This window comes from Afipia sp. Root123D2 (genome assembly GCF_001425835.1).
GTDB lineage: Bacteria > Pseudomonadota > Alphaproteobacteria > Rhizobiales > Xanthobacteraceae > Afipia.
Window position 1 is genome coordinate 34021 of the sequence record NZ_LMDP01000006.1, and the last position, 25909, is coordinate 59929.

The window sequence follows — 25909 nt, forward strand, 5'->3', positions numbered from 1 at the left end:
GTTCACTGGCCCACCCTCCTGGCCGCTCGGCCAATGGCTGACCGGACGCGCCGGACAGCCATGTTCCGCAAGCCTCGTCGCAGCGGGATATCTGTGCTAGGGCATGGCTTTAGAGATCCCAAACCACCAGATCTGATAGATGACCGCCCCCCTCAAGGCCGTTGACGGCACGCCGGACCTCCCGGCCCTGATGACCGAACTGGCTGCCGGTGCCCGCCGCGCCGCCCGCGCGCTGGCGATCGCTCCGACCGAGCAGAAGAACGCCGCACTGGCTGCGATGGCGGCTGCCATCCGCGCCTCGGTGCCGGCGATTCTGGCGGCCAATGCCGAGGACGTTGCCGAGGCCAAGGCCTCAGGCGCGACCACGGCGTTTGTCGATCGCCTCGCGCTGAACGAAGCGCGCGTCGCCGCGATGGCCGACGGCATCGACGTGGTGCGCGGCATTACCGATCCGGTCGGCAAGGTCACCGAAAAATGGCAGCGCCCGAACGGCATGACCATCGAGCGCGTGCGTGTGCCGCTCGGCGTCGTTGCCGTGATTTTCGAAAGCCGCCCCAACGTGCTCGCCGACGCCGGTGCGCTGTGCCTGAAGTCCGGCAATGCCGTGATCCTGCGCGGCGGCTCCGACAGTTTCAGATCCTGCCGCGCGATTCACGCGTGCCTCGTGCAAGGTCTCAATGAAGCCGGCCTGCCTGCCGAAGCCATTACGCTAGTGCCGACGCGCGACCGCGATGCGGTCGGCTTGCTGCTGACCGGCCTCCATGGCGGCGTCGATGTCATCGTGCCGCGCGGCGGCAAGAGCCTCGTCGCGCGCGTCGAAGCCGAGGCGCGCGTCCCGGTGTTCGCGCATCTCGAAGGCGTCAATCACGTTTATGTCGACAAGGCCGCGAAGCCCGACATGGCAAAGACCATCGTGCTCAACGCCAAGATGCGCCGCCCTGGCGTCTGCGGTGCCGCCGAAACCCTGCTGGTCGACAGGAGCGCCGCCGACACCCAACTCAAGCCGCTGGTGACGATGCTGCTCGACGCCGGCTGTGAAGTGCGCGGCGACGCCGAGGTGCAGCGTGCCGATGCGCGTGTGAAGCCCGCGACGGATGAAGACTGGGCCACCGAATACGAAGACGCGATCATCGCCGCCAAGGTGGTGAACGGCGTCGACGATGCCATCGCCCATATCGAGAAGTACGGCTCGCACCATACCGACGCCGTGGTTACCGAGGACGACAGCGTGGCCCGCAAGTTTCTCAGCGAAGTCGATTCCGCGATCGTGCTGCATAATGCCTCGACCCAGTTCGCCGACGGCGGCGAGTTCGGCTTCGGCGCCGAGATCGGCATCGCCACCGGCAAATTTCACGCGCGTGGTCCGGTCGGCGTCGATCAGCTGACCAGCTTCAAGTATCGCGTTCACGGCACAGGACAGACCCGTCCGTGACCCCTGCCGCGGCGTCGCCTCACGCCATCCCATTTCATACCGACGGCATGCGCATCGGGCTGCTCGGCGGCTCGTTCAACCCGCCGCATGAAGCGCATCGCGCCATCAGCCTGTTCGCGATGAAGCGTCTGAAGCTCGACCGCATCTGGTGGCTGGTGACGCCGGGCAATCCGCTGAAGCAGGGCCGCGCGCTTCATACGCTCGACGAGCGGATGGCAGCGGCGCGCAAGGTGGCCAATCACCCGCGCATCGACGTGAGCTGTCTCGAATACGTCATCGGCACCCGCTACACTTACGACACCATCGGTTATCTCCGCCGCCGCTGTGCCGGCGCGCGTTTCGTGTGGATCATGGGCGCCGACAATCTCGCGCAGTTCCATCGCTGGGAAAACTGGCAGGGCATCGCTTCCCTGATGCCGATTGCGGTGATCGACCGCCCGCCGGACAGTTTTCGCGCCCTCGCCTCACCGGCCGCTCAGACGCTGGCGCGCTATCGGCTCGACGAACGCGATGCCGGGCGCCTTGCGGCACGGCGTCCCCCGGCATGGGCCTTCCTCACCGGTATGAAATCCGATCTGTCGTCGACCCGGTTGAGGAACCCGGACGGGAGCTGGACGATTTGACGGAACTGCACTGGAACATTGAAACAGTTAACCCCACATGCGTATTATCATCGACGGGCGCCAAGGATTCGGCGCTCGCGATACAGTGAAAGGAGTGGTCCCTGACCGCATCTGTATTGTCCCGGGCCGGAGAAACCTCCACGCCCATCGCGGCCTTGAAGGCGCGTCCTGACGCCGACGAGACGCTGAACCTGATCCTCTCCCGCCTTGACGACATGAAGGCGGAAGAAACGGTCACCATCGACCTTCGCGGCAAATCCTCGATCACCGACTACATGGTCGTCACCTCCGGGCGAGCGAACCGTCACGTCGGCGCGATCGCGGAGAACGTCGCCAAAGGCCTGAAGGAGAGCGGGATCGCAAGTCCACACGTTGAAGGCCTGCCCAACTGCGATTGGGTGCTGATCGATTCGGGCGACGTGATCGTTCACGTCTTCAGGCCCGAAGTTCGCGAGTTCTACAATCTCGAAAAGATGTGGACCTCGGAGAAGCCGGCAGCGAAAAAGCGCTGACCGGCACTAACGCCATGGCCTGACGGCGGCGCGTATCAAACCGCGCGCCGACGTGATAGATGGCTTGTCATGCGCCTTTCCGTGATCGCCATCGGCCGTTTGAAGCAAGGCCCCGAACGCGAACTTGCCGAACGCTACCGCGAGCGGTTCGACGACATCGGCCGCAAGCTCGGTTTCCGCGGCCTCGAGATTCATGAAATTCCCGAAAGCCGCAGCCGCGATGCCGCAACCCGGATCACCGAGGAAGCCGCCGCGATCGCGGCGCTGATCCCCGATAAATCCGCGCTGGTCGCGCTCGACGAGCGCGGCGACAATATCGACAGCGCGGGTTTTGCGCGGCATCTTGGCCGGTGGCGGGACGAATCGGTGCCGTGCGCGGTCTTCACCATCGGCGGAGCAGACGGACTTTCGCCGGAATTGCGGCGTAGGGCCAAGCTGGGTGTCGCATTCGGCAAGGCGACGTGGCCGCACCAGATGGTCCGCGTGATGCTTCTCGAACAGATTTACCGCGCCGCGACCATTTTGTCGGGGCATCCCTATCATCGTGTATAGAGCGCGTCGTACAGGCCCGAATCTTCAAGGCACAGAGCCGCTATCACCGTGATCAAAGCGACACAGACATCCTGCGCAACCGTGCGCGGCCTCGGACGGGCCGGTGCCTTGGCGATCGTGATGTCGCTGTCATGCGCCGGCGGCTTCCCTCGTGAAGTACTCGCGCAGGCGCCGCCGCCCGCGACCCCGGCCAGCGCGCCCGATCAGGATGCCATCAAGCAACGCGAGCAGGAGCTGGAAGCCGCTCGCGCTCTGCAGCAGAAGGCCCTTGAGACGCAGAACAAGCTCAAGGCCGAGATCGCCGCCATCGGCCAGGATCGCACCAAACTCAATCAGCAATTGATCGACAGCGCCAAGCGCGTGCGCGACATCGAAGACAAGATCACAGACACCGAGGGCCGCCTGCGCCCGCTCGATGCCCGCGAGATGCAGATTCGCGTGTCACTCGATTCACGGCGTGACGAAATCTCCGAAGTGCTGGCGGCGCTGCAGCGGGCCGGACGACGCGCCCCGCCGGCGCTGCTGGTGCGCCCCGAGGATGCGTTGCAATCGCTGCGCACGGCGATGCTGCTGGGCGCCGCGGTGCCCGACATGCGGGCCCGGGCGCGCAAGCTGGCGAGCGATCTCGGCGAACTGATCACCTTGCGCAAGAACATCTCCGAGCAGCGCAACCAGCTCGCTCAGGATCGCGACCGCCTCAACGAGGACCAGACGCGGCTCGCAGCACTGATCCAGGAGCGGCAGAAGAATCAAAGCGACGCCGAACGAGACATGGAGGCCGAGCGGCAACGCGCGGTGACGCTATCGCGTCAGGTCGACAGCCTTCAGGGCCTGATCGCCAAGATGGAAGCTGACCTCAAAAGCGCCGCAAAAGCAGCGGCAGCTGCGGAGGCAACGGGCGCGCCGGACGGGAAGCCGGATCTGCGGGCTCTCAAGGATCCCGGACGGCTCAGCCCCGCCATCGCTTTCGCTTCCGCGAAGCGGCTGCTGCCACTCCCGGTTAACGGCACGACGATTCGCAACTTTGGCGGTTCCGACGGTAATGGAGGCCAGGAAAAGGGCATTTCGATCGCCACCAGGCCCGGGGCACAGGTCACAACCCCGTGTGATGGCTGGGTTGTTTATGCCGGTCCGTTCCGTAGTTACGGACAACTCTTGATCCTCAACGCAGGCGGCGGGTATCATGTCCTCATCGCCGGGATGGAACGTATTTCGGTCAACATTGGCCAGTTCGTTCTGACGGGAGAGCCGGTCGCGACAATGGGAACACAATCCCAGGTGGCCTCAATTCTGGCGGCACCTTCGAGCCAGCCCGTGTTGTATGTCGAGTTTCGTAAGGACGGGACTCCAATCGATCCAGGTCCATGGTGGGCCGCAGGTAAAGGCGAAAAGGTTCGCGGATGATGCGCAAGACTTCTCTGATTCTTCTGAGCGCAGCGGCGGGTGCCGCGTTGACACTGTTTATGACGCAGCCGCGCGCCACGCTGATGGGATCGACCGCGCGGGCCGCCGCCGCCGATACCTATCGCCAACTCAATCTGTTCGGCGACGTATTCGACCGGGTTCGCAGCGACTACGTCGAAAAGCCGGACGACAAGAAGCTCGTCGAATCGGCAATCAGCGGAATGCTGACCGGCCTCGATCCGCACTCGAGCTACATGGACGCGAAAAGCTTCAAGGACATGCAGGTGCAGACCCGCGGCGAATTCGGCGGTCTCGGCATCGAAGTCACCATGGAAGACGGCCTGATCAAGGTCGTGTCGCCGATCGACGACACTCCGGCGTCCAAGGCCGGCATCATGGCCAACGACATCATCACCAATCTGGACGATGAAGCAGTTCAGGGTCTGACGCTCAATCAGGCCGTTGAAAAGATGCGTGGCCCGATCAACACCAAGATCAGGCTGAAGATCATCCGCAAGGGTCAGGACAAGCCGATCGAGGTCACGCTGACCCGCGACAACATCCGCGTCCGCGCGGTACGCGCGCGCGTCGAGAGCGGCGACATCGCCTATATCCGCATCACTTCTTTCAACGAGCAGACCACCGAAGGACTGAAGCGCGAGATGGCCAATCTCACGCAGCAGATCGGCCCCGACAAGATCAAGGGCTACATCCTCGACCTGCGCAACAATCCGGGCGGTCTGCTTGAGGAAGCCGTGTCGGTGTCCGACGCGTTCCTCGATCGCGGCGAGATCGTCTCAACCCGCGGCCGCAACGCCGAGGAAACCCAGCGCCGCACCGCCAAATCCGGCGATCTCGCCAAGGGCAAACCGGTGATCGTGCTGATCAACGGCGGTTCGGCGTCGGCATCCGAAATTGTCGCCGGCGCATTGCAGGACCACAAGCGCGCGACGCTGGTCGGCACGCGCTCGTTCGGCAAGGGCTCGGTGCAGACCATCATCCCGCTCGGATCGGGCAACGGCGCGCTGCGCCTGACCACCGCGCGTTACTTCACGCCGTCCGGCAAGTCGATCCAGGCCAAGGGCATCACGCCGGACATTGAGGTCCTGCAGGACGTGCCCGAGGAGCTGAAGTCGCGCACCGACACCAAGGGGGAAGCCTCGCTGCGCGGCCACCTCAAGGCCGAAGGGCAGGAAGAAACCGGCTCGCAGTCCTACGTGCCGCCCGATGCCAAGGACGACAAGGCGCTGAAGACCGCTGACGACCTGCTGCACGGGATCAAGCACAACGCCTCGAACACGACTCCGGCCGCGACAGACAAGAACAAGGCGAAGGCCAACTGAGCGATCGGTTCGATTTCATTTATCCACGACCAGGGCGGCCCAATGGGCCGCCCTTTTCGTTGCGCGCTGACCTGATCGAGAACGCCTTTCGGCCGGAAGCCTTGACCCGCCGTGGTAGGATTCAGCCGATTGATTCGCGAGGTTCCCGGCAGTGACCACCGACGATCTCAGCGCACCGCTAGGGCAGGACCGCCCCCGCAAGCGACGGGCCCGACTTCCGTTCACGGCGCCGCAAGCGATTGCGGCGCTGCTCGGCCTGTTTCTGCTGACATTCGCCGGTTTCGCATTGTTCAACCATGATCCGCTCGGCGGCGAGCCGCTGGCGAAGGTCGCCTACGACCCGGCGACACTGCCATCCGAGAAACCCGCCAAACCTTCGACCGGCGCGCCAGCATCCGCCTCCCCGTCGACCATGACCGACACCAGCCACGGCCAACGCACCGTGACCATCATCGACGGTTCCAGCGGCCAGCGTCATGACATGGTGATCGGCGGCGGCGCGGCGGCAATGCCCGGCGCCGCGGCACCCGCTTCGCCGGCGCTATCGTCAACCGGCATCAATCCAAAGCTGCTGGAAAAATCCCGCTACGGCATGATTCCGGTCATCGCCGGCGGACTGAAACCGTCGCAGGCCTATGCGGCGGGAACCGATCTTGAACGCGCCCGCGCGGCAACGATGCCGAGCGTCGCCATCGTCATCACCGGCCTCGGCGTCGGCGCCGCCAAGACCACCGAGGCAATCACGAAATTACCCGGCGCCGTGACGCTGGCCTTCACGCCATATGGCTCCGAGCCCAACATGCTGGTGGAACGCGCCCGCGCGCAGAAGCACGAGGTGTTGCTACAGGTCCCGATGGAGCCGTTCAACTATCCCGACAACGATCCCGGACCGCAGACGCTGCTGACGACGCAGACGCCGGAACAGAACATCGATCGCCTGACGTGGCACATGAGCCGGTTTCAGGGCTATGTCGGTCTGGCGAATTTTATGGGATCGCGCTTCGTCGTGACCGACGACGCCATGCAACCGATCATCAAGGAAGCCGCCAAACGCGGGCTCGTTTATCTCGACGACGGTGCGGCGCCGCGCAGTGTCGCCGGTCCGCTGGCGGAGGCGCAGACCGTTCCGTTCGCAACCGCCGACGCCATCATCGATTCCGTGCCGACCGCGGCGGAAATCGACAAGGCACTGGCGAAGCTGGAAAGCATCGCCCGCGAGCGCGGCAAGGCAGTCGGCGTGGCGTCGGCGCTGCCGGTATCGATCGAGCACATCGCAGCATGGGCGAAGGGGCTGGAGAGCCGCGGCCTCCTGCTGGTGCCGTTGACAACGGCGATGACAAAATCAAAATCGAGCTGAGAGCCGGTCCCTTCCGACTCACACAGCCGCTCACGTGACCCGGGCCACGACGCCGATACAGTCACATACGGGCCGGAACAAGGTTTGGATCGAATGACGCGTTACGAAGAACTGCCCTATCGGACCTGCGTCGGGATGATGCTGCTGAACTCCGAGGGACTGGTCTTCATCGGCCGCCGTGCCGGCGGGATCGAACATGTCGACGAGACTCACGTCTGGCAGATGCCGCAAGGCGGCGTCGATTCCGGCGAGGACACCTGGAGCGCGGCGAAGCGAGAACTCTACGAGGAAACCAACGCCCGTTCGGTTGAGAAGCTTGCCGAAGTCCCCGAATGGCTGACCTACGACATTCCCCGCACCGTCGCCGGACGCGCCTGGAAGGGCCGCTATCGCGGGCAGAAGCAAAAATGGTACGCGGTGCGCTTCACCGGCGACGACAGCGAGATCAACATCGTCTCGCCGGCCGGGCATAAACCCGAATTCGTCAAATGGCGCTGGGAGCCGATGAAGAACCTGCCCGGACTGGTGGTGCCGTTCAAACGTCCGGTCTATGAGCGGGTGGTCGAGGAATTCTCGCGCTTCGCCAGGAAATAGCGTTGTGCGCTGACCTTCGGAAAGCAAAAGCCCCGCACTGGCGGGGCTTTTTTTAATCCGTATGGATCGCGGGATCAGTGCATCGCCGTCGAGACGACGTAACTCTGGATCGCCTTGAAGTGGTCGAGGCGGGTGATGGCGCGGTCGAGCGCGCTGCCGGGCTCCTCGTCCTTCAACTGCTCTTCCATTTCCTCGATCCGACTTGCGAACGCTTCGCGATCGAGTTCGGCGAGCGAGGTCGCGGTGTCGGCAAGGACCGTCAAGCCCTTCTCGGACACTTCGGCAAGACCGCCGAGCACGATGATCTTCTCGTGCTTGCCGCCGACCGTCACTGTCATGATGCCGGGGCGCACGCTCGCGACCAGCGGCGAGTGTCCGGCAAGCACGCCGAAATCACCCTCGATGCCAGGAACGTCTACCTGCTCGACTTCACCTGAGAAGGCGATCTTTTCCGGCGACACAAGATCGAAGTGAAAGGTAGCCATGTTCGATTACGCCGCTTCCGCCGCGAGCTTCTTGCCCTTCTCGACGGCTTCCTCGATCGTTCCGACCATGTAGAACGCCGCTTCCGGCAGGTGATCGTACTTGCCTTCGCAAAGGCCCTTGAAGCCCTTGATGGTGTCGGCGAGGTCGACGAACTTGCCCGGCGAGCCGGTGAAGATTTCAGCGACGTGGAACGGCTGCGACAGGAAGCGCTCGATCTTGCGAGCGCGTGCCACCGTCAGCTTGTCCTCTTCGGACAGTTCGTCCATGCCGAGAATGGCGATGATGTCCTGCAGCGACTTGTAGCGCTGCAGCACCTGCTGAACCTGACGCGCGGTCTGGTAGTGCTCCTCGCCGACAACCAGCGGCGACAGCATGCGCGAGGTCGAGTCGAGCGGGTCCACCGCCGGATAGATGCCCTTTTCCGAGATCGCGCGGTTGAGCACCGTGGTTGCGTCCAAGTGAGCGAACGAGGTCGCAGGCGCCGGGTCGGTCAAGTCGTCGGCCGGCACGTAGATCGCCTGCACCGAGGTGATCGAGCCCTTGGTCGTGGTGGTGATGCGCTCCTGCAGCGCGCCCATGTCGGTGGCGAGCGTCGGCTGATAGCCGACCGCCGAAGGAATACGGCCGAGCAGCGCCGACACTTCCGAACCCGCCTGGGTGAAGCGGAAGATGTTGTCGACGAAGAACAGCACGTCCTGGCCCTGATCGCGGAACTGTTCGGCGACGGTCAGGCCGGTGAGGCCGACGCGGGCGCGCGCGCCCGGCGGCTCGTTCATCTGGCCGTACACCAGCGCGCACTTCGAACCTTCGCCGCCGCCCTTCTTGTTGACGCCGGATTCGATGAACTCGTGATAGAGGTCGTTGCCTTCGCGGGTACGCTCGCCGACGCCGGCGAACACCGAGTAACCGCCGTGGGCCTTTGCGACGTTGTTGATCAGTTCCTGAATGAGCACCGTCTTGCCGACGCCGGCGCCGCCGAACAGGCCGATCTTGCCGCCCTTGGCGTAAGGCGCGAGCAGATCGACGACCTTGATGCCGGTGACGAGAATTTCCGCTTCCGTCGACTGTTCGGTGTAGCTCGGCGCTTCCTGATGGATCGCGCGAGTGGCTTCAGCCTTGATCGGCCCGCCTTCGTCGACCGGCTCGCCGACGACGTTCATGATGCGACCGAGCGTTCCGGCGCCGACCGGCACCGTGATCGGGGCACCGGTGTCGTTGACCTCCTGGCCGCGCACCAGACCCTCGGTGGTGTCCATCGCGATGGCACGGACGGTCGATTCACCAAGATGCTGGGCGACTTCGAGAACGAGGCGGTTGCCCTGGTTCTTGGTTTCGATCGCATTCAGAATCGCGGGAAGATACCCGTCGAACTTCACGTCAACGACCGCGCCGATGACCTGCGTGATGCGTCCGACCTGGTTGGCTGGTTGGGCCATGGAAACTCTCTCCTTCGTAAACTTTAGACGGCGGTCAGCTTGACGGGGACATTCCCCTTCGTCGCCTTGGAATAGGGGCAAATGGTGTGAGCGTCTTCGATCAGGGCCTGAAGCTTGGCCTTGTCGGCACCCGGCAGCGCCACCTTGAGTTCGGCTGCGAGCGAGAAGGCGCCGTCATTGATGTTGAGCGTAACTTCGCAGGTCACCTTGGCGGCCTGACCGTCAAGACCGTGCTTCTTGGCGAGAACCAGAATCGCCTGACCAAAACAAGATGACCAGCCGAGCGCAAACAGCTGCTCCGGATTGTGGCCGTCGCCGGCCCCGCCGAGATCCTTCGGCAACGCCATCGCGAGCGCGAGGCCGCCGTTTTCGAGAACAGCGCGCCCGTTGCGTCCACCGGAAGTCGTAGCCTTGGTCACATATGCCATGGATCGCCCCTCAGATTGCCTCGGCACCGGAGATGATTTCGATCAGTTCCTTCGTAATCATCGCCTGGCGAGTACGGTTGTAGATCAGCGTCTGCTTGCGGATCATGTCGCCCGCGTTGCGGGTCGCGTTGTCCATCGCGCTCATCTGCGCGCCGTAGAATGATGCATTGTTTTCGAGCAGCGCACGGAACACCTGCATGGCAAGATTGCGCGGCAGCAAGTCCGCAAGAATCTCGTTTTCCTCGGGCTCGTAGTCGTACACCGCGGATGCACCCGCGGCCTGATCGTTCTTCTGCTCGATCACCAGCGGGATGATCTGCTGCGCGGTCGGAACCTGCGCGATCACCGACTTGAAGCGCGCATAGAACAGCGTGCAGACGTCGAATTCGCCGGCGTTGAACCGCGCGACCACTTTCTTGGCGATCTGTTCGGCATTCTTGAAGCCGAGCTGCTTCACCGAGCGCAGTTCGACATGCTCGACGATCTGCTTGTCGAACTGGCGGCGGAGCTGCTCGTAGCCCTTGCGGCCGACGCAGAAAAACTTGACCTCTTTGCCCTGATTCATCAGCGCCAGCGCGCGTTCGCGCGCAAGGCGGACGATCGACGAGTTGAACGCGCCGGACAGGCCACGCTCGCCGGTGCAGACCAGCAGCAGATGAACCCGGTCATTGCCGGTGCCGGCCAGCAACACCGGGGCGCTGTCGGAACCGGCCGTCGCAGTGGCGATGTTGCTGATCACCGCGTCCATGCGCTCGGCATAGGGGCGCGCGGCTTCGGCCGCAGTCTGCGCACGGCGCAGCTTCGACGCCGCGACCATCTGCATGGCCTTGGTGATCTTTTGCGTCGCCTTGGTCGAGGCGATGCGGACGCGCATGTCCTTGAGAGAAGCCATGTCCTAATCAGCCGCTTTCGATCTAACCTGTGTCTCTATCCTGTCATGCCCGGCGTTGCGCCGGGCATCTCGCTGATGTGCGACCTGTCGAAATGGCCGGAACGGGTCCGGCCATGACGGCAATCAGGCAAACGTCTTGGTGTAACCCTCGACGACGCTCTTGAGCTTGCCGGCAACATCGTCGGCAAGATCGCGGGTGTCGCGAATGGTGTTGAGAATATCGGCGTGCTTGCCGCGGAACAGCGACAGCAGCCCATCTTCGAACGCACGCACCTTGTTGACCGGAAGACCGTCGAGATAGCCGTTAACGCCGGCGTAAATCACCACGACCTGCTCTTCCATCTTCAGCGGCGAGAACTGCGGCTGCTTCAGAAGCTCGGTGAGGCGCGAACCGCGCGCCAGCAGGCGCTGGGTGGAAGCGTCGAGGTCGGAGCCGAACTGCGCGAACGCCGCCATTTCGCGGTACTGCGCGAGCTCGCCCTTGATCTTGCCAGCGACCTTTTTCATCGCCTTGGTCTGCGCCGCGGATCCGACGCGCGACACCGACAGGCCGACGTTCACCGCCGGGCGGATGCCCTGGAAGAACAGATCGGTTTCAAGGAAGATCTGGCCGTCGGTGATCGAAATCACGTTGGTCGGAATGTAGGCCGACACGTCGTTGGCCTGGGTTTCGATGATCGGCAATGCGGTCAGCGACCCGTTGCCGTGATCGTCGTTCAGCTTCGCGGCGCGCTCGAGCAGGCGCGAATGCAGATAGAACACGTCGCCGGGATAAGCTTCGCGGCCCGGCGGGCGGCGCAGCAGCAGCGACATCTGGCGATAGGCCACGGCCTGCTTCGACAAATCGTCATAGATGATGACGGCGTGCATGCCGTTGTCGCGGAAATATTCACCCATGGTGCAGCCGGTGAACGGAGCGAGGTACTGCATCGGCGCCGGATCGGACGCGGTAGCCGCGACGACGATCGAATATTCCAGCGCGCCCTGCTCTTCGAGCACCTTCACGAACTGCGCGACGGTGGACCGCTTCTGGCCGATCGCGACGTACACGCAATAGAGCTTCTGGCCCTCTGGCGCGCCGGCAACGTTAAGAGGCTTCTGGTTGAGAATGGTGTCGAGCGCGATCGCGGTCTTGCCGGTCTGGCGGTCACCGATGATCAATTCGCGCTGGCCGCGGCCGACCGGGATCAGCGCATCGATCGCCTTCATGCCGGTCGCCATAGGCTCGTTGACCGACTTACGTGGAATAATGCCGGGCGCCTTGACGTCGACACGCTTGCGCTCAGCGCCCTGGATCGGGCCCTTGCCGTCGATCGGATTGCCGAGCGCGTCGACGACGCGGCCCAGAAGACCCTTGCCGACCGGCGTATCGACGATGGCGCGGGTGCGCTTGACGGTCTGGCCTTCCTTGATCTCACGGTCGGCGCCGAAGATCACGATGCCGACGTTGTCGGTTTCGAGGTTCAGCGCCATGCCGCGCGTACCGTTCTCGAACTCGACCATTTCGCCCGCCTGGACGTTGTCGAGGCCGTAGACGCGGGCAATGCCGTCGCCGACGGAGAGAACCTGACCGACTTCGGAGACTTCGGCTTCCTGGCCGAAATTCTTGATCTGGTCCTTGAGGATTGCGGAAATTTCCGCGGCGCGGATGTCCATCAGCCTGCCTCTTTCATCGCGTGCTTAATCGAATTGAGTTTGGTGCGAAGCGAACTGTCGACCATGCGGCTGCCGAGCTTGACGATAAGCCCGCCGATGATCGATGGATCGATCTTCACGTTGAGATCGACTTCCTTGCCGGACACTGATTTCAGCGCGGCCTTGAGAGCGTCGAGATTCTTGTCGCTGAGCTGTTCGGCGACGGTGACTTCAGCCGTGGCCTCGCCGCGGAATTTCGCGACCAGCGCACGGAAAGCCCTGATGACATCGCTGACCGCAAACAGACGGCGGTTGGCAGTCAGGACCTGAAGGAATTTGGCGGTGATACCGCCGATACCGGCCTTGGCGAGGATGGCGGCAAGCGCCTTGCCCTGCATGTCGGCGGTGAAAACCGGGCTGCGGACCAGCCGCAGCAGGTCCGGGCTGTCGGCGAGAAGCGCGGAGAACTTATCGAGGTCGGCCTTGACCGCATCGATGGACTTCTCGTCACGCGCGAGATCGAAAAGGGCCGTCGCATAACGGCCGGACACCCCAGAAACGGACGAATCTTCAGCTGCCACGAAAACGCTCTCTGCTGTCGACAATCCAAGGGAAAAGACATCGCCCCAAAGCGGCACCACGCACGGCGCCAAGCGATCCCTAAGTCCTTGGAATTCAAGCTGGACTTCGATTTTCGGCCGGACCGATGGATCCAGCGCGTTAAAATCGTCGGTTTGCTAACATAGCGAGCGCGCAGGTGCAACATGACGACGCGTGCCAATGCATCTTCACAGACGCCTGTTTGTCGCAGGCTTCGAGATCAGAGCAACGAAGCTGAGACGAAGGTCGCAGATCGGGTCGCCGTGTCTCCGGCGGGAAGCCCGGGTCGACTTCCCCGGAACGAATCCGGGCGGCCGCCCCGGTCATCGGCTGACGCCCGTACGCGATATCCCGCCTGCGAGCCGCCCGCCTCAAGCATAGAGCCATGCCTAAATCGCATTTCTCGCCACTGAACCGATGCCGTTTTTTTACTTGCTGGACCCCAGCCAAATCTTCGAACATCGGTAATCAAAAGTATAGGTCGATAAATACCAAGTTATTTTCCAATATTATGGAAGATATAAAGATTAATTGGCGAGCCGGTAATATATTTCCCGACTTCTGGAACCAAATACCGTGCCGTGCTTACGCCTTATTATTGAATGATCCGTCCCGCTCGGTATGCGGCGGCACCCATTAGCCAGCCGCCGGACGAATCTACGATTATGAGGGACAGATATATGATTAATACTGCGAAGAGGCTGATGCCGCGATCCTCCGGGATTCGGAACGCCTCCGCGATTGCCGCTGCCGCCGGGATGATCGTCCTGAGTGCTTCGGCAAGTGATGCCGGGCAACGCAAGCACCACTGGCGCAATGCCAACGCTTCGATGAGCTCGGGCCACAGCTTTTCCGGCAAGGCCTCCTTTTACGGCAACGAGTCCGGCAGCAAGACTGCCTCAGGCCAGCGCTTCAATCAGAACGCCATGACCGCCGCTCATCGCTCCTTGCCGTTCGGCACCAAGCTCAAGGTTACCCACGGCGGCCGCAGCGTGGTCGTCACCATCAATGACCGTGGCCCCTTCATCCGTGGCCGCGTTCTCGACCTGTCGAAAGGCGCCGCCCGCGCCATCGGCCTCACCAGCCGCGGTGTCGGCCAGGTGGTTGCAGAAGTTCAGTAAGCGTAGCGTACAGGCGCGGTTCGATCGATCGCGCCTGAGTTGAGTTCGCGTTGAGTTGCGTAAACGTCGAGTCGCGTGAAAAAGCCGGCACCGGTTGTGCCGGCTTTTTTCTTTGATCGCTGCAGGCGCGCCTACAGGAAGCTCTGCGGATCGACATCGATCTCGAGTTTCAGATTGCCCTTCGGCTTCGGCCCCACCGCGATCCAGTCGCGCAGATAGTGCGACAGATCGACATTGCGTGCCGACTTCACCAGAATGCGGAAGCGATAGCGGCCCTTGATCACGGCGAGCGGCGCTTCCGCCGGTCCCAGCACCTGAATGCGCTCGTCGCGTGGTGCCATCGCCACCAGCTTGCGTGCGAACCCCTCGGCGGTGGGACGATCTCCCGCCGAGATGATGAGGCTGGCGAGCCGCCCGAACGGCGGATACATCGTGCGCTCGCGCGCCTCGATCTCGCTGTCGTAAAAAGCCTCACGGTCGCACGCGACCAGTGCCTTCATCACCGGATGTTCCGGCTGATGGGTCTGCAGGTAGCCGACGCCGCGGCCCTGCTCGCGCCCGGCGCGCCCGATCACCTGATTGAGCAACTGGAACGTGCGCTCGGCGGCGCGTGGATCGCCGTTGCCGAGCCCGAGATCGGCATCGACCACACCGACCAGGTTGAGGCGCGGGAAATTATGTCCCTTCGCCACCAGTTGCGTTCCGATAATGATATCGACGCGGCCCTCGGCGATCTCGTTGAGTTCCGTGCGCATGGTTTCGATCGAGGTGATCAGATCGCTCGACAGCACCATGGTGCGGGCATCCGGGAACAGTGACGCCGCTTCCTCCTGCAACCGCTCGACGCCGGGACCGATCGCGGCGAGCGATTCCTCGGCCCCGCATTGCGGGCATTGATGCGGGCGCGGCATCGAGAAGCCGCAGTGATGACAAACGAGACGCTGACGAAACCGGTGATCAACCAGCCAGGCGTCGCAGATCGTACAGGCGAAGCGATGACCGCAGGCACGGCACAGTGTGAGCGGCGCATAGCCGCGCCGGTTGAGAAACAGCAGCGCCTGTTCCTTGCGCTCCACCGCGTGTCCGATCGCTTCCGCCAGCGGCGGAGAAATGAACCGGCCGCGCTGCGGCCCTTCGCGCCGCAGGTCGATCGTGTCGATCTGCGGCATGTGCTGACCGCCGAACCGCGCCGGGAGCGCCACGCGCCGGTAACGCCCCTTGCGCGCGTTGACCTCGCTCTCGACCGACGGCGTCGCCGACGCCAGCACCACCGGAATTTTCGCGATGTGCGCGCGCACCACAGCCATGTCGCGGGCATGATAATGCGCGCCGTCGCTCTGCTTGTAGGCCTGATCGTGTTCCTCATCGACCACGATCAGGCCGAGATCGGCGTAAGGCAGAAACAGCGCCGAGCGTGCGCCGACCACAACCTGCGCCTCGCCCGCCGCTACCGCCGCCCAATTGCGCGCGCGGGTACGCGGCGACAGTTCCGAATGCCATTCCAGCGGACGCACACCGAAGCGTTGCGCGAAGCGATCGAGGAACTGTCCGGTGAGCGCGATCTCCGGCATCAGGATCAGCGTCTGCTTGCCGCGCCGGATGATTTCGGCGACCGCCTCGAAATAAACTTCGGTCTTGCCCGAACCGGTCACGCCGTCGAGCAGCGCCACCTGAAATTCATCGCCCGCTGCGAGTGCCTGCAACGCTGCAGCGGCGGTCTTCTGGTCGGGAGAAAAATCCGCGACCGCGAAATCGGGATCGGACTTTTGCATCGCCGCCTCACGCGGCATCGGCTCGGTTACGAGTGTGCCTTCATCGACGAGACCGTCGATCACCGATGCACTGACGCCGGCTTCGCGCGCGACATCCGATTTTCCGTGCAGCAATCCATCCGACAGACACGACATCAAACGATGACGCGCCGAGGTCATGCGCTGCGGCGGCGATCCGACCAGACGCACGCCCATGCGCACGCGCTCCGGCCCGAGATGTTCGCCCATGCGCAGCGTCATCCGCAGCACCATGCCGCGCGCCGACAATGTGTAGGATGCAACCCAGTCGACGAAACTGCGCAACTCCTCCTTCAGCGGCGGCACATCGAGCCGCTCGCTGACATCCTTGAGGCGATTGTGCAGGCGCGGATCGGGATTGTGATTCTCCGCCCAGACCACGGCGGTGACCTCACGCGATCCGAGCGGCACCGACACCACGTCGCCCGGCTTGAGGTCCGTTCCGTCCGGAATCCGGTACGAATAGGCCTGATCGACGGCCACCGGCACGAGAACATCGACGACGCGCCTAGCCATGCCGTGCAGGATCCAGTGGGATTAAGAGGAGCATAACGAAAAGGGTGCGATAAACCGATTCCTGTCAAGCACCGGACGCAGAATGACCAGGGCCGCCAGCACATCGGAGACGGAAAGCGATCCGCGCCTGTCCTGCGCCGCGCCGGACATCCAGACCGAGATCGCGCACTGGCTGGCGCATTTGCGCAGCGAGCGGCGGTTGTCGCCGAAAACGCTTGAGGCCTATGAGCGCGACCTGCGCCAATGTCTCGTGTTCCTCAGCGACCATTGGGGCGGGGTTGTGTCACTGAAACAATTCGCCGCCGTCGAGACATCCGACGTGCGCGCCTTCATGTCGGCGCGCCGCGCCCATGACATCGGCGGCCGCTCGCTGATGCGCGCGCTGGCCGGATTGCGCTCGTTCGGCAAGTTCCTTGAGCGCGAAGGCAAGGGCAAGGTCGGGGCGCTGGCCGCGATCCGCGCGCCGAAGATCGGCAAGAGCCTGCCGAAGCCGATCCAGATGCAATCCGCCAAGCAGATGACCGACGCAGACATCCGCGCCGGGGAAAGTCGCGAGCCCTGGATCTGGGCCCGCGATGCCGCCGTGATGGCTTTACTCTATGGATCAGGCCTGCGCATTTCCGAAGCGCTCGGCCTCAAGCGCCGCGACATCCCAACGCCGGGGGAAGGCGATGTCATCACCGTTACCGGCAAGGGCAACAAGACCCGCATGGTGCCCGTTCTGAAAACCGTGCTCGATCTCGTGCAGGACTACATCGCGGTGTGTCCTCATGCGCTTTCCGCAGACAGGCCGGTGTTTGTCGGTGCACGCGGCGGCCCGCTGTCACCGCGCATTATCCAGCTGACCATGGAGCGGCTGCGCGGCGCGCTCGGCCTGCCGGACAGCGCCACGCCGCACGCGCTGCGCCACTCTTTTGCCACCCACCTGCTGTCGCGCGGCGGCGACCTGCGCGCGATCCAGGAACTGCTCGGCCATGCCTCGCTCTCGACGACGCAGATTTACACCGGCGTCGATGCCGAACGCCTGATGGACGTTTACAAGACCGCCCATCCCCGCGCCTGACAAAAAATTTCTCATGTGACGACACCGCGCGGCCCTTGCGCGGCCATAAGCGTTCGGACAATCGTAAGTCACCCTGCGGAGGACTTAACTCATATGAGCGCCCACGAAAGCATGGAGCACGCCGAACATGCGGAACATGCGTCCGGCTCCAACAAGAAGATCGCGCTGCTGATCGCGATCATCGCGCTATGCCTCGCGTTCTCGGAAACTCTCGGCAAGGACGCCCAGACCGAATCGATCAGCAAGAATGTCGAAGCCGCCAACCTGTGGGCGTTCTTCCAGGCCAAGAGCATCCGCCGCACGGTGGTGCAGTCGGCCGCCGAGAACGCCAAACTCAGCATCGGTCTGACCGGCGATGACGCCGCCAAGGCCGCGCTGGCCAAGCAGGTCGACGCCTGGCAGAAAACCGCGGCACGTTATCGCTCCGAACCGGAAACCGGAGAGGGCCAGGACCAGCTCGCCGAACGCGCCAAGCACGCCGAGCACGCCCGTGATCTCGCGATGGCGAAGTATCACCACTTCGAACTTGCCTCGGCAGCCTTCCAGATCGCCATCGTGCTGGCGTCGGCGACCATCATCACCGGCATGCTCGCGCTGGCGTGGGCATCGGGATTGCTGGCGGTGGTGGGCGTCGCTTTCACCGCGATCGGGGTGTTCGCGCCGCACGCCGTTCACCTGATGTAACGACGCTTTACCTCGTCGACTGGGCCCGGCGGCGCAGCCGCTGGATCAGCCGCGACGGCGCGCCCGTGCCGAAGCGTTCCCGAAGCCGGCTCAATGCCAGCTTGACCGGCGCGATCTGCTGCCGGGCCCATTCGCGAATGGCGAGAATCGTCCGGTACAGCCACGCGAACCAGCCCATCTGCAGAAGCTTGGAACGGGTGACGTCGAACACGAATGCCATGATGCCGACGCCCAGCAACTTGGCGAAAATAAACACCAGCGCGGCGCTGATGAAATATTCGTGGGCGAGCAGCCACACGCCGGTGATCTTGAGTGGGAACAACGGCAGCGCCGGCACGGCAAAGACGATCAGCGTCGCGGCGGGCGACAGACGAGCGACCCGCGCGGCCAGCCACGCCTTGAATGCCGGTAGCGGAAGGAGATTGACGACACGCGCAACGACAGGCTCAAGGCGATCCCAGAGCCACGCTTCGGCCAGAAAAATCAGAGCCAGCAGAACCCACAGAGGGTGGAGCACACGGCGCATTGTCGTCTTTCGCCCGGTGCTTTCAGCGCGGAGATCGCCTGAAAGACCGGGCCGGACTCACATATGGATAGCGCGCTTTCCGACCGCAAGCGCGGCTTCCTTGACGGCCTCCGAACGCGTCGGATGCGCGTGGCAGGTCCGTGCCAGATCCTCGGCGGAACCGCCGAATTCCATCAGCACCGCCGCTTCGTGAATCATCTCGCCCGCTTCCGCGCCGATGATATGCGCGCCGAGCACGCGATCGGTCTTGGCATCGGCGAGAATCTTGACGAAGCCATCCGTGGTCTGGTTGACCTTGGTGCGGCCGTTGGCAGTGAACGGAAACTTGCCGACATTGTAGGCGATGCCGGCCTGCTTCAGCTCTTCTTCGGTCTTACCGACGCTCGCGACTTCCGGGGAGGTGTAGACCACACCCGGAATCACATCGTAGTTGGTGTGGCCCGCCTGCCCGGCGAGAATTTCGGCCACCGCAACACCTTCGTCCTCGGCCTTGTGCGCCAGCATCGGACCGGCGATGACGTCGCCGATCGCATAGATGCCCTTCACGTTGGTGGCGAAGTGCTCGTCAGTCTTGATGCGGCCGCGCTGATCGAGGTCGACGCCGACTTCCTTGAGTCCAAGACCTTCGGTGTAGGGCATGCGTCCGATCGCCACCAGCACCGCGTCGGCCTCAACGGTTTCCGCCTTGCCGCCGGCAGCCGCCTCGATTTGCACCTTGAGACGCTTGCCCGACGTATCGACACCCGTGACCTTGGTGCCAAGCTTGAAGGTCATGCCCTGCTTTTCGAGAAGCCGCTGGAACGACTTGGCGATCTCGCCATCCATGCCCGGCAGGATGCGGTCAAGAAATTCCACCACGGTGACTTCCGCGCCGAGGCGGCGCCATACCGAGCCGAGTTCGAGGCCGATCACGCCGGCGCCGATCACCAGCAGCTTCTCCGGCACCTTGTCGAGCGTCAGCGCGCCGGTTGACGACACGATGCGCTTCTCGTCGATGTCGACGCCCTTGAGCTTCGCCACATCGGAGCCGGTGGCGATGACGATGTTCTTCGCCTCCAGCGTTTCCGCCTTGCCGTCCGCGCTCTTCACTTCAACCTTGCCGGCCGAGACGATACGTCCGGTGCCGACATAGGTATCGATCTTGTTCTTCTTGAACAGGAAGCTGACGCCCTTGACGTTGCCGTCGACGCCGTCGTCCTTGAACTTCATCATGGTCGGCAGGTCGAGCTTCGGCTTGCCGACGCCGATGCCCATTTTGGGCAGCATGTGGGTGACTTCTTCGTAACGCTCGGACGCATGAAGCAGCGCCTTCGACGGAATGCAGCCGACATTGAGACAGGTTCCGCCGAAGGTCGGCCACTTCTCGACCACGGCAACCTTCATCCCGAGTTGTGCCGCGCGAATAGCGCAAACATAACCGCCGGGGCCGGTGCCGATTACAACGAGATCATATGAAGCCATTGCTCTGTCCTGTCTTGAATTTAACTCATCCTGCGGAAACCGTTATCAACGGCCTCCGGACACATCCATCGTCGTCGCCGTGACATATGACGCCTCGTCCGACATGAGCCAGACGATGGCGTTGGCGACCTCTTCCGGGGTTCCGACACGTTTCATCGGCACGGTGTGCGCGAGGCGATGAGCGCGATCCGGTTCGCCGCCGCTGGCATGAATGTCGGTATCGATCAGGCCAGGACGAATCCCGGCGACACGAATTCCTTCCGCGCTCACCTCACGGCCAAGGCCGAGCGTGAGCGTATCGATCGCGCCTTTCGACGCGGCATAATCGACATACTGCGAAGGCGAGCCCAGCGTGGCCGCGACCGACGACAGGTTGACAATCACGCCACCCTTGCCGCCGTGTTTTGTCGAGAGGCGCTTCACCGCCTCGCGCGCGCACAGGATACTGCCGACCACGTTGACGTTCATCATCCGGGTCAACCGTTCCGCCGACATCTCATCGACACGCGACGTCGCATCGACCACGCCGGCGTTGTTGACCAGCGCATGCAGTGATCCGAACGTATCAGCCTGCTTGAACAGGTTGAGGATATCCGCTTCCGAGCCAACATCGCATTTCACCGCGATGGCCTTGCCGTTGCTCGCCTCGATCTTGCCGACGACCTCGTCGGCCGCGGCCTTGTTGCTGGCATAGCCGACCACGACCTTGTAGCCGCGCGCGGCTGCGGCAAACGCAGCAGCGCGGCCGATGCCGCGGCTTCCTCCGGTGATGAGGACAACCTGGCCGGTCATGCTGCGCCTCCCTCAAGCGGCGCATTGAACGCCAAGCTATACGTCCCGACAGGCCGACGACTGGATCCGATTGCCACAGCTAACCTTGCTCAGAGATCCAGCACGAGGCGCGCGGGATCCTCGAGATTTTCCTTCACACGGACCAGGAACGTCACCGCTTCCTTGCCGTCGATGACGCGGTGATCGTAGGACAGCGCCAGATACATCATCGGGCGAATCTCGACCTTGCCGCCGACCACGATCGGGCGCTCCTGAATCTTGTGCATGCCGAGAATTCCGGACTGCGGCGCATTGAGGATCGGCGTCGACATCAGCGAGCCGTAAACGCCGCCGTTCGAGATCGTGAAGGTGCCACCCTGCATCTCCTCGATCTTGAGCTGGCCGTCACGGGCGCGCTTGCCGAACTCGGCGATGTTTTTCTCGATCTCGGCAATCGACTTGTGATCGCAATCGCGCAACACCGGGACCACAAGACCCTTGTCGGTGCCGACCGCGACGCCGATGTGGTAATAGTTCTTGTAGATCAGGTCAGTGCCGTCGATCTCGGCGTTGGCGACGGGAACCTCCTTCAGCGCCTGCACGCAGGCCTTCACGAAGAAGCCCATGAAGCCGAGCTTCACGCCATGCTTCTTCTCAAACAGTTCCTTGTAGTGGCCGCGCATCGCCATCAGGTTCGACATGTCGACCTCGTTGAAGGTCGTCAGCATCGCGGCGGTGTTCTGCACATCCTTGAGGCGGCGCGCGATGGTCTGGCGCAGCCGCGTCATCTTCACGCGCTCTTCGCGCGCGGCGTCATCGGCCGGCGAGGTCGCCCGCACCTGGATTGAAGCCGCTGGAACGGCGGTCGGCGTCGACGCGGCTTTCTCGATCGCGGCCAGCATGTCGCCCTTGGTGACGCGGCCATCCTTGCCGGAGCCCGGCACGGTGGAAGCGTCGATGCCGCTTTCGGCCGAAAGCTTGCGTACCGACGGGGCTTGCGGCGCATCGGCGGGAGGCGACTTCTGCGCAGGCGCGGGTGCAGCCGCGGCGGGCTCCGCAGCCTTCGGCGCGGCGGCGTCCTGCGGCGCCTTCGCGGGCGCAGCCGGCTTGGCGCCGCCGGCGCCTTCGCTGATCTGGCCAAGCAGCGCGCCGACCGCAACGGTCTCGCCATCCTTGGCGACGATTTCCTCGAGCGTCCCTGCGAACGGCGCCGGAACCTCGATCGTCACCTTGTCGGTTTCAAGTTCGACGAGCGGTTCATCGACAGCCACGGCATCGCCGGCCTTCTTGAACCATCGGCCAATGGTTGCCTCGGTTACCGATTCGCCGAGGGTTGGAACGCGAATTTCAGCCATATGTTGCTTCCTTTTGCATCATTGCGGGCGGGCCCCGCGATCGACGCTGATTCTCACCTTGAAGAAAAACATGCGCCGCTGGCGCGACGCATGTGAAATCGGATTGTTGTCAGCCAAGCGCCTCATCAAGAAACGCCTTGAGCTGCGCGAGGTGTTTCGACATCAGACCGGTGGCCGTGGCGGCCGCCGCGGCGCGGCCGGCATAGCGCGGACGCTTGCTCGGACCGCCGACCTGATTGAGAACCCATTCGAGATAAGGTTCGATGAAGTGCCACGCACCCATGTTGCGCGGCTCTTCCTGGCACCACACCACTTCGGCCTTCTTGAAACGTTCGAGCACCTGCACCAGCGTTTTCAGCGGGACCGGATACAGCTGTTCGACGCGCAGCAGATAAATGTCGTCGACGCCTCTCTTCTCGCGTTCCTCGAGCAGGTCGTAATAGACCTTGCCGGAGCACAGCACGACACGGCGGATCTTGTTGTCGGCGACGAGCTTGATCTCGCCGCCGGTCTCGGCATCGTCGAGCAGCACGCGATGGAACGAGGTCTCGGCCCCGAATTCAGCCAGCGACGATACCGCCCGCTTGTGGCGCAGCAGCGACTTCGGCGTCATCAGGATCAGCGGCTTGCGGATCTCGCGCTTCAACTGGCGGCGCAGCACGTGGAAATAGTTCGCCGGCGTCGTCGGGTTGGCGACCTGCATGTTGTCTTCCGCGCACATCTGCAGGAAACGCTCGAGACGAGCGGACGAATGCTCCGGACCCTGCCCTTCATAGCCATGCGGCAGCAGACAGACGAGGCCGGACATGCGCAGCCATTTGCGTTCGCCCGACGAGATGAACTGGTCGAACAGAACCTGCGCGCCGTTGGCGAAGTCGCCGAACTGCGCTTCCCAGATCGTCAGCGCCTTCGGTTCGGCCAGCGAGTAGCCATACTCGAAGCCAAGCACGGCCTCTTCCGACAGCAGCGAGTTGATGACCTCGTAGTGGCCCCGGACGGACTCGTATTCGCCCTGCGCGCCGCCCAGATGGTTGAACGGCGTGTAGCGGCTCTCGTCCTCCTGATCGAACAGCACCGAATGACGTTGCGAGAAAGTGCCGCGCTCGCTGTCTTGTCCGGACAGACGGACGTTGTGCCCCTCATTCATCAATGTGCAGAAAGCCAGCGCCTCGCCGGTCGCCCAGTCGATGTTTTCGCCGGTGTCGATCGCCTTCATCCGGCTGTCGAGGAAACGCTGAACCGTGCGGTGAACATGGAATCCGTCGGGCACCTTGGTGATCTGGCGCCCGATCTCCTTCAACTCGTCGACCGCGACACCGGTGTTGCCGCGGCGGGGATCCTCGCCGAGATCGGCCGATTTGAACCCGGCCCACTTGCCGTCGAGCCAGTCGGCCTTGTTCGGCTTGTAGCCCGTGCCGGCCTCGAGCTCGGCATCGAGCCGCGCGCGCCAATCGGCCTTGGCCTTGTCGATTTCACCCTGAGTCATCACGCCGTCGGCGACCAGGCGCTTGGCGTAAATATCGAGCGTCGACGGATGCGACGCGATCTTCTTGTACATCACCGGGTTGGTGAAGCTCGGCTCGTCGCCCTCGTTATGACCGTGGCGCCGATAGCAGAACATGTCGATGACGACGGGCTTGTGGAATTTCTGCCGGTACTCGATCGCCACCTTGGCGGCGAACACCACCGCTTCCGGGTCGTCGCCGTTCACGTGGAAAATTGGCGCGTCGATCATCTTGGCGACGTCCGACGGATAAGGCGACGAGCGCGAATAGCGCGGGTAGGTCGTGAAGCCGATCTGGTTGTTGACGATGAAATGCAGCGAACCGCCGGTGCGATAGCCCTTCAGGTCCGACAGCGCGAAACATTCCGCGACGACGCCCTGCCCGGCGAATGCTGCGTCGCCATGCATCAGGAGCGGCAGCACGGAAATGCGCTGGTCCGGCGGATCGCCGTACTGGTCCTGTTTGGCGCGCACCTTGCCGAGCACGATCGGATCGACGATTTCCAGATGCGACGGGTTCGCGGTCAGCGACAAATGGATCTTGTTGCCATCGAATTCACGATCCGACGATGCGCCGAGATGATACTTCACATCGCCCGAACCTTCGACTTCGTCGGGCGTGGCCGAACCGCCCTTGAATTCGTGGAATAGCGCGCGGTGCGGCTTTCCCATCACCTGCGTCAGCACGTTGAGGCGGCCGCGATGCGGCATCCCGACGACGATGTCCTGCACGCCGAGATTGCCGCCGCGCTTGATGATCTGCTCGAGCGCGGGGATCAGCGATTCGCCGCCGTCGAGGCCGAACCGCTTGGTGCCGGTGAACTTGATGTCGCAGAACTTCTCGAAACCTTCGGTCTCGATCAGCTTCATCATGATCGCCCGGCGGCCTTCGCGGGTGAACGAGATTTCCTTGTCCGGCCCTTCGATGCGCTCCTGAATCCAGGCCTTCTGCTGCGGATTCGAGATGTGCATGAATTCGACGCCGAGCGTCTGGCAGTAAGTGCGCTGGCAGATCGCGACAATTTCACGCAGCGTACCGAATTCGAGACCGAGGACGTGGTCGAGGAAAATTTTGCGGTCCCAGTCGGCGTCGGTGAAGCCGTAGGAGCGCGGATCGAGTTCCTCGTGATCCTTCTGGCCCTCGATGCCGAGCGGATCCAGATTGGCATGGAAGTGGCCGCGCATGCGGTAGGCGCGGATCAGCATCAGGGCGCGGACCGAATCGCGCGTCGCCTGCTGGACATCATCGGAACTCAATGCCGCGCCGGGCGCCTGCGCCTTGGCGGCGAGCTTGGTGCCGACCGCCTTTTCGACCTGCGCCCAGTTGCCGTCGAGCGCTGAGGTCAGGTCGTCGTTGGGGGTCTGGGGCCAGTTCGGCTTCTCCCAGGAGGGACCCTTGGCGTTCTTTTCAACGTCGGCCGGCTGGTCTTTCAGGCTTTTGAAAAATTCCTGCCACTCCTGGTCCACCGAGGAGGGATTGGCCTCGTACCGCGCGTACATGTCGTCGATGTAGGTGGCATTGGCGCCGTCGAGGAAGGAAGTGAGGGCGAAATTGGCGTTCGCGGCCTGGCGAGACATATCGCGTCCTGATTTTTGATATTACGCGGAAAACCGGGCCAAATTGCCCGGTCTTGGTGGCATCATGTTGATACGCCACCCTTTACCCTATTTAGGTCGAAAATTCGCGCCCAAAATACCCAAAAATTGAATCAGGACTTCAATTTTTCGACAAGAGTTGTGCCGAGTCTTGCGGGGGACGGGGAGACGATGATGCCGGCGGCTTCCATGGCGGTGATCTTGGACTCGGCGTCGCCCTTTCCGCCG

At 63.2% G+C, this 25909-nt stretch carries 23 protein-coding genes and 1 pseudogene; 11 read left to right on the forward strand and 13 right to left on the reverse strand.

What is annotated here, in order from left to right:
- Window positions 1–139: 139 nt before the first annotated feature.
- The 8 genes from ASC80_RS22690 (at window position 140) to ASC80_RS22725 (ending at window position 7817) form a co-directional block, all read left to right on the forward strand.
- Complete coding sequence (locus tag ASC80_RS22690) at window positions 140–1432, forward strand: glutamate-5-semialdehyde dehydrogenase (protein ID WP_056302119.1); 1293 nt, start codon at window positions 140–142, stop codon at window positions 1430–1432.
- Window positions 1429–2055: a nicotinate-nucleotide adenylyltransferase gene (locus ASC80_RS22695; RefSeq protein ID WP_082512728.1), complete on the forward strand. Its 627-nt coding sequence runs from the start codon at window positions 1429–1431 to the stop codon at window positions 2053–2055. The genes ASC80_RS22690 and ASC80_RS22695 overlap by 4 nt, the downstream gene beginning before the upstream one ends.
- 116 nt (window positions 2056–2171) lie before the next feature.
- Window positions 2172–2567 carry a ribosome silencing factor gene (gene rsfS / locus ASC80_RS22700; RefSeq protein WP_056302121.1) on the forward strand — a complete coding sequence of 132 codons (396 nt, stop codon included), beginning with the start codon at window positions 2172–2174 and terminating at the stop codon, window positions 2565–2567.
- Between the two features lie 69 nt (window positions 2568–2636).
- Window positions 2637–3119 (forward strand): 23S rRNA (pseudouridine(1915)-N(3))-methyltransferase RlmH, encoded by a 483-nt coding sequence (gene rlmH, locus ASC80_RS22705; protein WP_056302123.1) that lies wholly within the window; start codon window positions 2637–2639, stop codon window positions 3117–3119.
- A 120-nt stretch (window positions 3120–3239) separates the two neighbouring features.
- Window positions 3240–4523: a murein hydrolase activator EnvC family protein gene (locus ASC80_RS22710; RefSeq protein ID WP_082512729.1), complete on the forward strand. Its 1284-nt coding sequence runs from the start codon at window positions 3240–3242 to the stop codon at window positions 4521–4523.
- The gene (locus tag ASC80_RS22715) at window positions 4520–5866 is read left to right on the forward strand and encodes a S41 family peptidase (protein ID WP_056302128.1); all 1347 of its coding nucleotides are present in this window, start codon (window positions 4520–4522) and stop codon (window positions 5864–5866) included. The genes ASC80_RS22710 and ASC80_RS22715 overlap by 4 nt, the downstream gene beginning before the upstream one ends.
- Window positions 5867–6017: 151 nt before the next feature.
- Window positions 6018–7223 carry a divergent polysaccharide deacetylase family protein gene (locus ASC80_RS22720; RefSeq protein ID WP_056302130.1) on the forward strand — a complete coding sequence of 402 codons (1206 nt, stop codon included), beginning with the start codon at window positions 6018–6020 and terminating at the stop codon, window positions 7221–7223.
- A 93-nt stretch (window positions 7224–7316) separates the two neighbouring features.
- Window positions 7317–7817: an RNA pyrophosphohydrolase gene (locus ASC80_RS22725; protein ID WP_056302132.1), complete on the forward strand. Its 501-nt coding sequence runs from the start codon at window positions 7317–7319 to the stop codon at window positions 7815–7817.
- A gap of 74 nt (window positions 7818–7891) precedes the next feature.
- On the opposite strand, the gene ASC80_RS22730 is transcribed toward ASC80_RS22725, so the two are convergent.
- The 6 genes from ASC80_RS22730 to ASC80_RS22755 form a co-directional block, all read right to left on the reverse strand.
- Window positions 7892–8302 (reverse strand): F0F1 ATP synthase subunit epsilon, encoded by a 411-nt coding sequence (locus ASC80_RS22730; RefSeq protein WP_056302134.1) that lies wholly within the window; start codon window positions 8300–8302, stop codon window positions 7892–7894.
- A 6-nt stretch (window positions 8303–8308) separates the two neighbouring features.
- A complete protein-coding gene (atpD, locus tag ASC80_RS22735; RefSeq protein WP_056302136.1) occupies window positions 8309–9739 on the reverse strand; it encodes a F0F1 ATP synthase subunit beta in 1431 nt (476 codons plus the stop codon).
- Window positions 9740–9762: 23 nt separating this feature from the next.
- Entirely contained in the window at window positions 9763–10167 is a 405-nt protein-coding gene (locus ASC80_RS22740) for an organic hydroperoxide resistance protein (RefSeq protein WP_056302137.1), read from the reverse strand.
- Between the two features lie 10 nt (window positions 10168–10177).
- The gene (locus tag ASC80_RS22745) at window positions 10178–11059 is read right to left on the reverse strand and encodes a F0F1 ATP synthase subunit gamma (protein ID WP_056302139.1); all 882 of its coding nucleotides are present in this window, start codon (window positions 11057–11059) and stop codon (window positions 10178–10180) included.
- A 123-nt stretch (window positions 11060–11182) separates the two neighbouring features.
- Window positions 11183–12715, reverse strand: coding sequence for a F0F1 ATP synthase subunit alpha (gene atpA / locus ASC80_RS22750; protein WP_056302142.1), 1533 nt, complete (start codon window positions 12713–12715; stop codon window positions 11183–11185).
- Window positions 12715–13275, reverse strand: coding sequence for a F0F1 ATP synthase subunit delta (locus ASC80_RS22755; RefSeq protein ID WP_056302170.1), 561 nt, complete (start codon window positions 13273–13275; stop codon window positions 12715–12717). Before ASC80_RS22755 ends, atpA begins: the two co-directional genes overlap by 1 nt.
- Window positions 13276–13974: 699 nt before the next feature.
- Between ASC80_RS22755 and ASC80_RS22760 the strand changes: the two genes are divergently transcribed.
- Window positions 13975–14415, forward strand: coding sequence for a septal ring lytic transglycosylase RlpA family protein (locus tag ASC80_RS22760; protein ID WP_056302143.1), 441 nt, complete (start codon window positions 13975–13977; stop codon window positions 14413–14415).
- 131 nt (window positions 14416–14546) lie between these two features.
- Here ASC80_RS22760 and ASC80_RS22765 read toward each other — a convergent pair whose 3' ends face one another.
- A complete protein-coding gene (locus ASC80_RS22765; RefSeq protein WP_056302145.1) occupies window positions 14547–16721 on the reverse strand; it encodes a primosomal protein N' in 2175 nt (724 codons plus the stop codon).
- Window positions 16722–16803: 82 nt separating this feature from the next.
- On the opposite strand from ASC80_RS22765, the gene ASC80_RS22770 reads away from it, so the two are divergent.
- Together ASC80_RS22770 and ASC80_RS22775 are read left to right on the forward strand one after the other, a co-directional pair.
- Window positions 16804–17784: a tyrosine recombinase XerC gene (locus ASC80_RS22770; RefSeq protein WP_056302147.1), complete on the forward strand. Its 981-nt coding sequence runs from the start codon at window positions 16804–16806 to the stop codon at window positions 17782–17784.
- Between the two features lie 93 nt (window positions 17785–17877).
- Window positions 17878–18468, forward strand: a complete 591-nt coding sequence (locus ASC80_RS22775; protein WP_056302148.1) for a DUF4337 domain-containing protein — start codon at window positions 17878–17880, stop codon at window positions 18466–18468.
- A gap of 7 nt (window positions 18469–18475) precedes the next feature.
- Here ASC80_RS22775 and ASC80_RS22780 read toward each other — a convergent pair whose 3' ends face one another.
- The 6 genes and pseudogenes from ASC80_RS22780 to ASC80_RS23925 all read right to left on the reverse strand — a co-directional run.
- Window positions 18476–18994 (reverse strand): hypothetical protein, encoded by a 519-nt coding sequence (locus tag ASC80_RS22780; RefSeq protein WP_056302150.1) that lies wholly within the window; start codon window positions 18992–18994, stop codon window positions 18476–18478.
- Window positions 18995–19051: 57 nt separating this feature from the next.
- Window positions 19052–20455 (reverse strand): dihydrolipoyl dehydrogenase, encoded by a 1404-nt coding sequence (gene lpdA, locus ASC80_RS22785; protein WP_056302152.1) that lies wholly within the window; start codon window positions 20453–20455, stop codon window positions 19052–19054.
- A 45-nt stretch (window positions 20456–20500) separates the two neighbouring features.
- Complete coding sequence (locus ASC80_RS22790; protein ID WP_056302154.1) at window positions 20501–21247, reverse strand: SDR family oxidoreductase; 747 nt, start codon at window positions 21245–21247, stop codon at window positions 20501–20503.
- 89 nt (window positions 21248–21336) lie between these two features.
- Window positions 21337–22581 carry a 2-oxoglutarate dehydrogenase complex dihydrolipoyllysine-residue succinyltransferase gene (odhB, locus tag ASC80_RS22795; RefSeq protein ID WP_056302157.1) on the reverse strand — a complete coding sequence of 415 codons (1245 nt, stop codon included), beginning with the start codon at window positions 22579–22581 and terminating at the stop codon, window positions 21337–21339.
- 109 nt (window positions 22582–22690) lie between these two features.
- Window positions 22691–25663, reverse strand: a complete 2973-nt coding sequence (locus tag ASC80_RS22800) for a 2-oxoglutarate dehydrogenase E1 component (RefSeq protein WP_056302158.1) — start codon at window positions 25661–25663, stop codon at window positions 22691–22693.
- A gap of 131 nt (window positions 25664–25794) precedes the next feature.
- Window positions 25795–25909, reverse strand: a pseudogene (locus ASC80_RS23925) (succinate--CoA ligase subunit alpha); the annotation flags it as partial.

What these genes read in the sequence shown, in the direction of transcription:
- ASC80_RS22690 (WP_056302119.1), top strand. Translation starts at nt 140, where the DNA reads ATGACCGCCCCCCTCAAGGCCGTTGACGGCACGCCGGACCTCCCGGCC.
- rlmH (WP_056302123.1), top strand. Translation starts at nt 2,637, where the DNA reads ATGCGCCTTTCCGTGATCGCCATCGGCCGTTTGAAGCAAGGCCCCGAA.
- ASC80_RS22710 (WP_082512729.1), top strand. Translation starts at nt 3,240, where the DNA reads ATGTCGCTGTCATGCGCCGGCGGCTTCCCTCGTGAAGTACTCGCGCAG.
- ASC80_RS22715 (WP_056302128.1), top strand. Translation starts at nt 4,520, where the DNA reads ATGATGCGCAAGACTTCTCTGATTCTTCTGAGCGCAGCGGCGGGTGCC.
- ASC80_RS22725 (WP_056302132.1), top strand. Translation starts at nt 7,317, where the DNA reads ATGACGCGTTACGAAGAACTGCCCTATCGGACCTGCGTCGGGATGATG.
- ASC80_RS22730 (WP_056302134.1), bottom strand. Translation starts at nt 8,302, where the DNA reads ATGGCTACCTTTCACTTCGATCTTGTGTCGCCGGAAAAGATCGCCTTC.
- atpD (WP_056302136.1), bottom strand. Translation starts at nt 9,739, where the DNA reads ATGGCCCAACCAGCCAACCAGGTCGGACGCATCACGCAGGTCATCGGC.
- ASC80_RS22740 (WP_056302137.1), bottom strand. Translation starts at nt 10,167, where the DNA reads ATGGCATATGTGACCAAGGCTACGACTTCCGGTGGACGCAACGGGCGC.
- ASC80_RS22745 (WP_056302139.1), bottom strand. Translation starts at nt 11,059, where the DNA reads ATGGCTTCTCTCAAGGACATGCGCGTCCGCATCGCCTCGACCAAGGCG.
- atpA (WP_056302142.1), bottom strand. Translation starts at nt 12,715, where the DNA reads ATGGACATCCGCGCCGCGGAAATTTCCGCAATCCTCAAGGACCAGATC.
- ASC80_RS22760 (WP_056302143.1), top strand. Translation starts at nt 13,975, where the DNA reads ATGATTAATACTGCGAAGAGGCTGATGCCGCGATCCTCCGGGATTCGG.
- ASC80_RS22765 (WP_056302145.1), bottom strand. Translation starts at nt 16,721, where the DNA reads ATGGCTAGGCGCGTCGTCGATGTTCTCGTGCCGGTGGCCGTCGATCAG.
- ASC80_RS22770 (WP_056302147.1), top strand. Translation starts at nt 16,804, where the DNA reads ATGACCAGGGCCGCCAGCACATCGGAGACGGAAAGCGATCCGCGCCTG.
- ASC80_RS22775 (WP_056302148.1), top strand. Translation starts at nt 17,878, where the DNA reads ATGAGCGCCCACGAAAGCATGGAGCACGCCGAACATGCGGAACATGCG.
- ASC80_RS22780 (WP_056302150.1), bottom strand. Translation starts at nt 18,994, where the DNA reads ATGCGCCGTGTGCTCCACCCTCTGTGGGTTCTGCTGGCTCTGATTTTT.
- lpdA (WP_056302152.1), bottom strand. Translation starts at nt 20,455, where the DNA reads ATGGCTTCATATGATCTCGTTGTAATCGGCACCGGCCCCGGCGGTTAT.
- ASC80_RS22790 (WP_056302154.1), bottom strand. Translation starts at nt 21,247, where the DNA reads ATGACCGGCCAGGTTGTCCTCATCACCGGAGGAAGCCGCGGCATCGGC.
- odhB (WP_056302157.1), bottom strand. Translation starts at nt 22,581, where the DNA reads ATGGCTGAAATTCGCGTTCCAACCCTCGGCGAATCGGTAACCGAGGCA.
- ASC80_RS22800 (WP_056302158.1), bottom strand. Translation starts at nt 25,663, where the DNA reads ATGTCTCGCCAGGCCGCGAACGCCAATTTCGCCCTCACTTCCTTCCTC.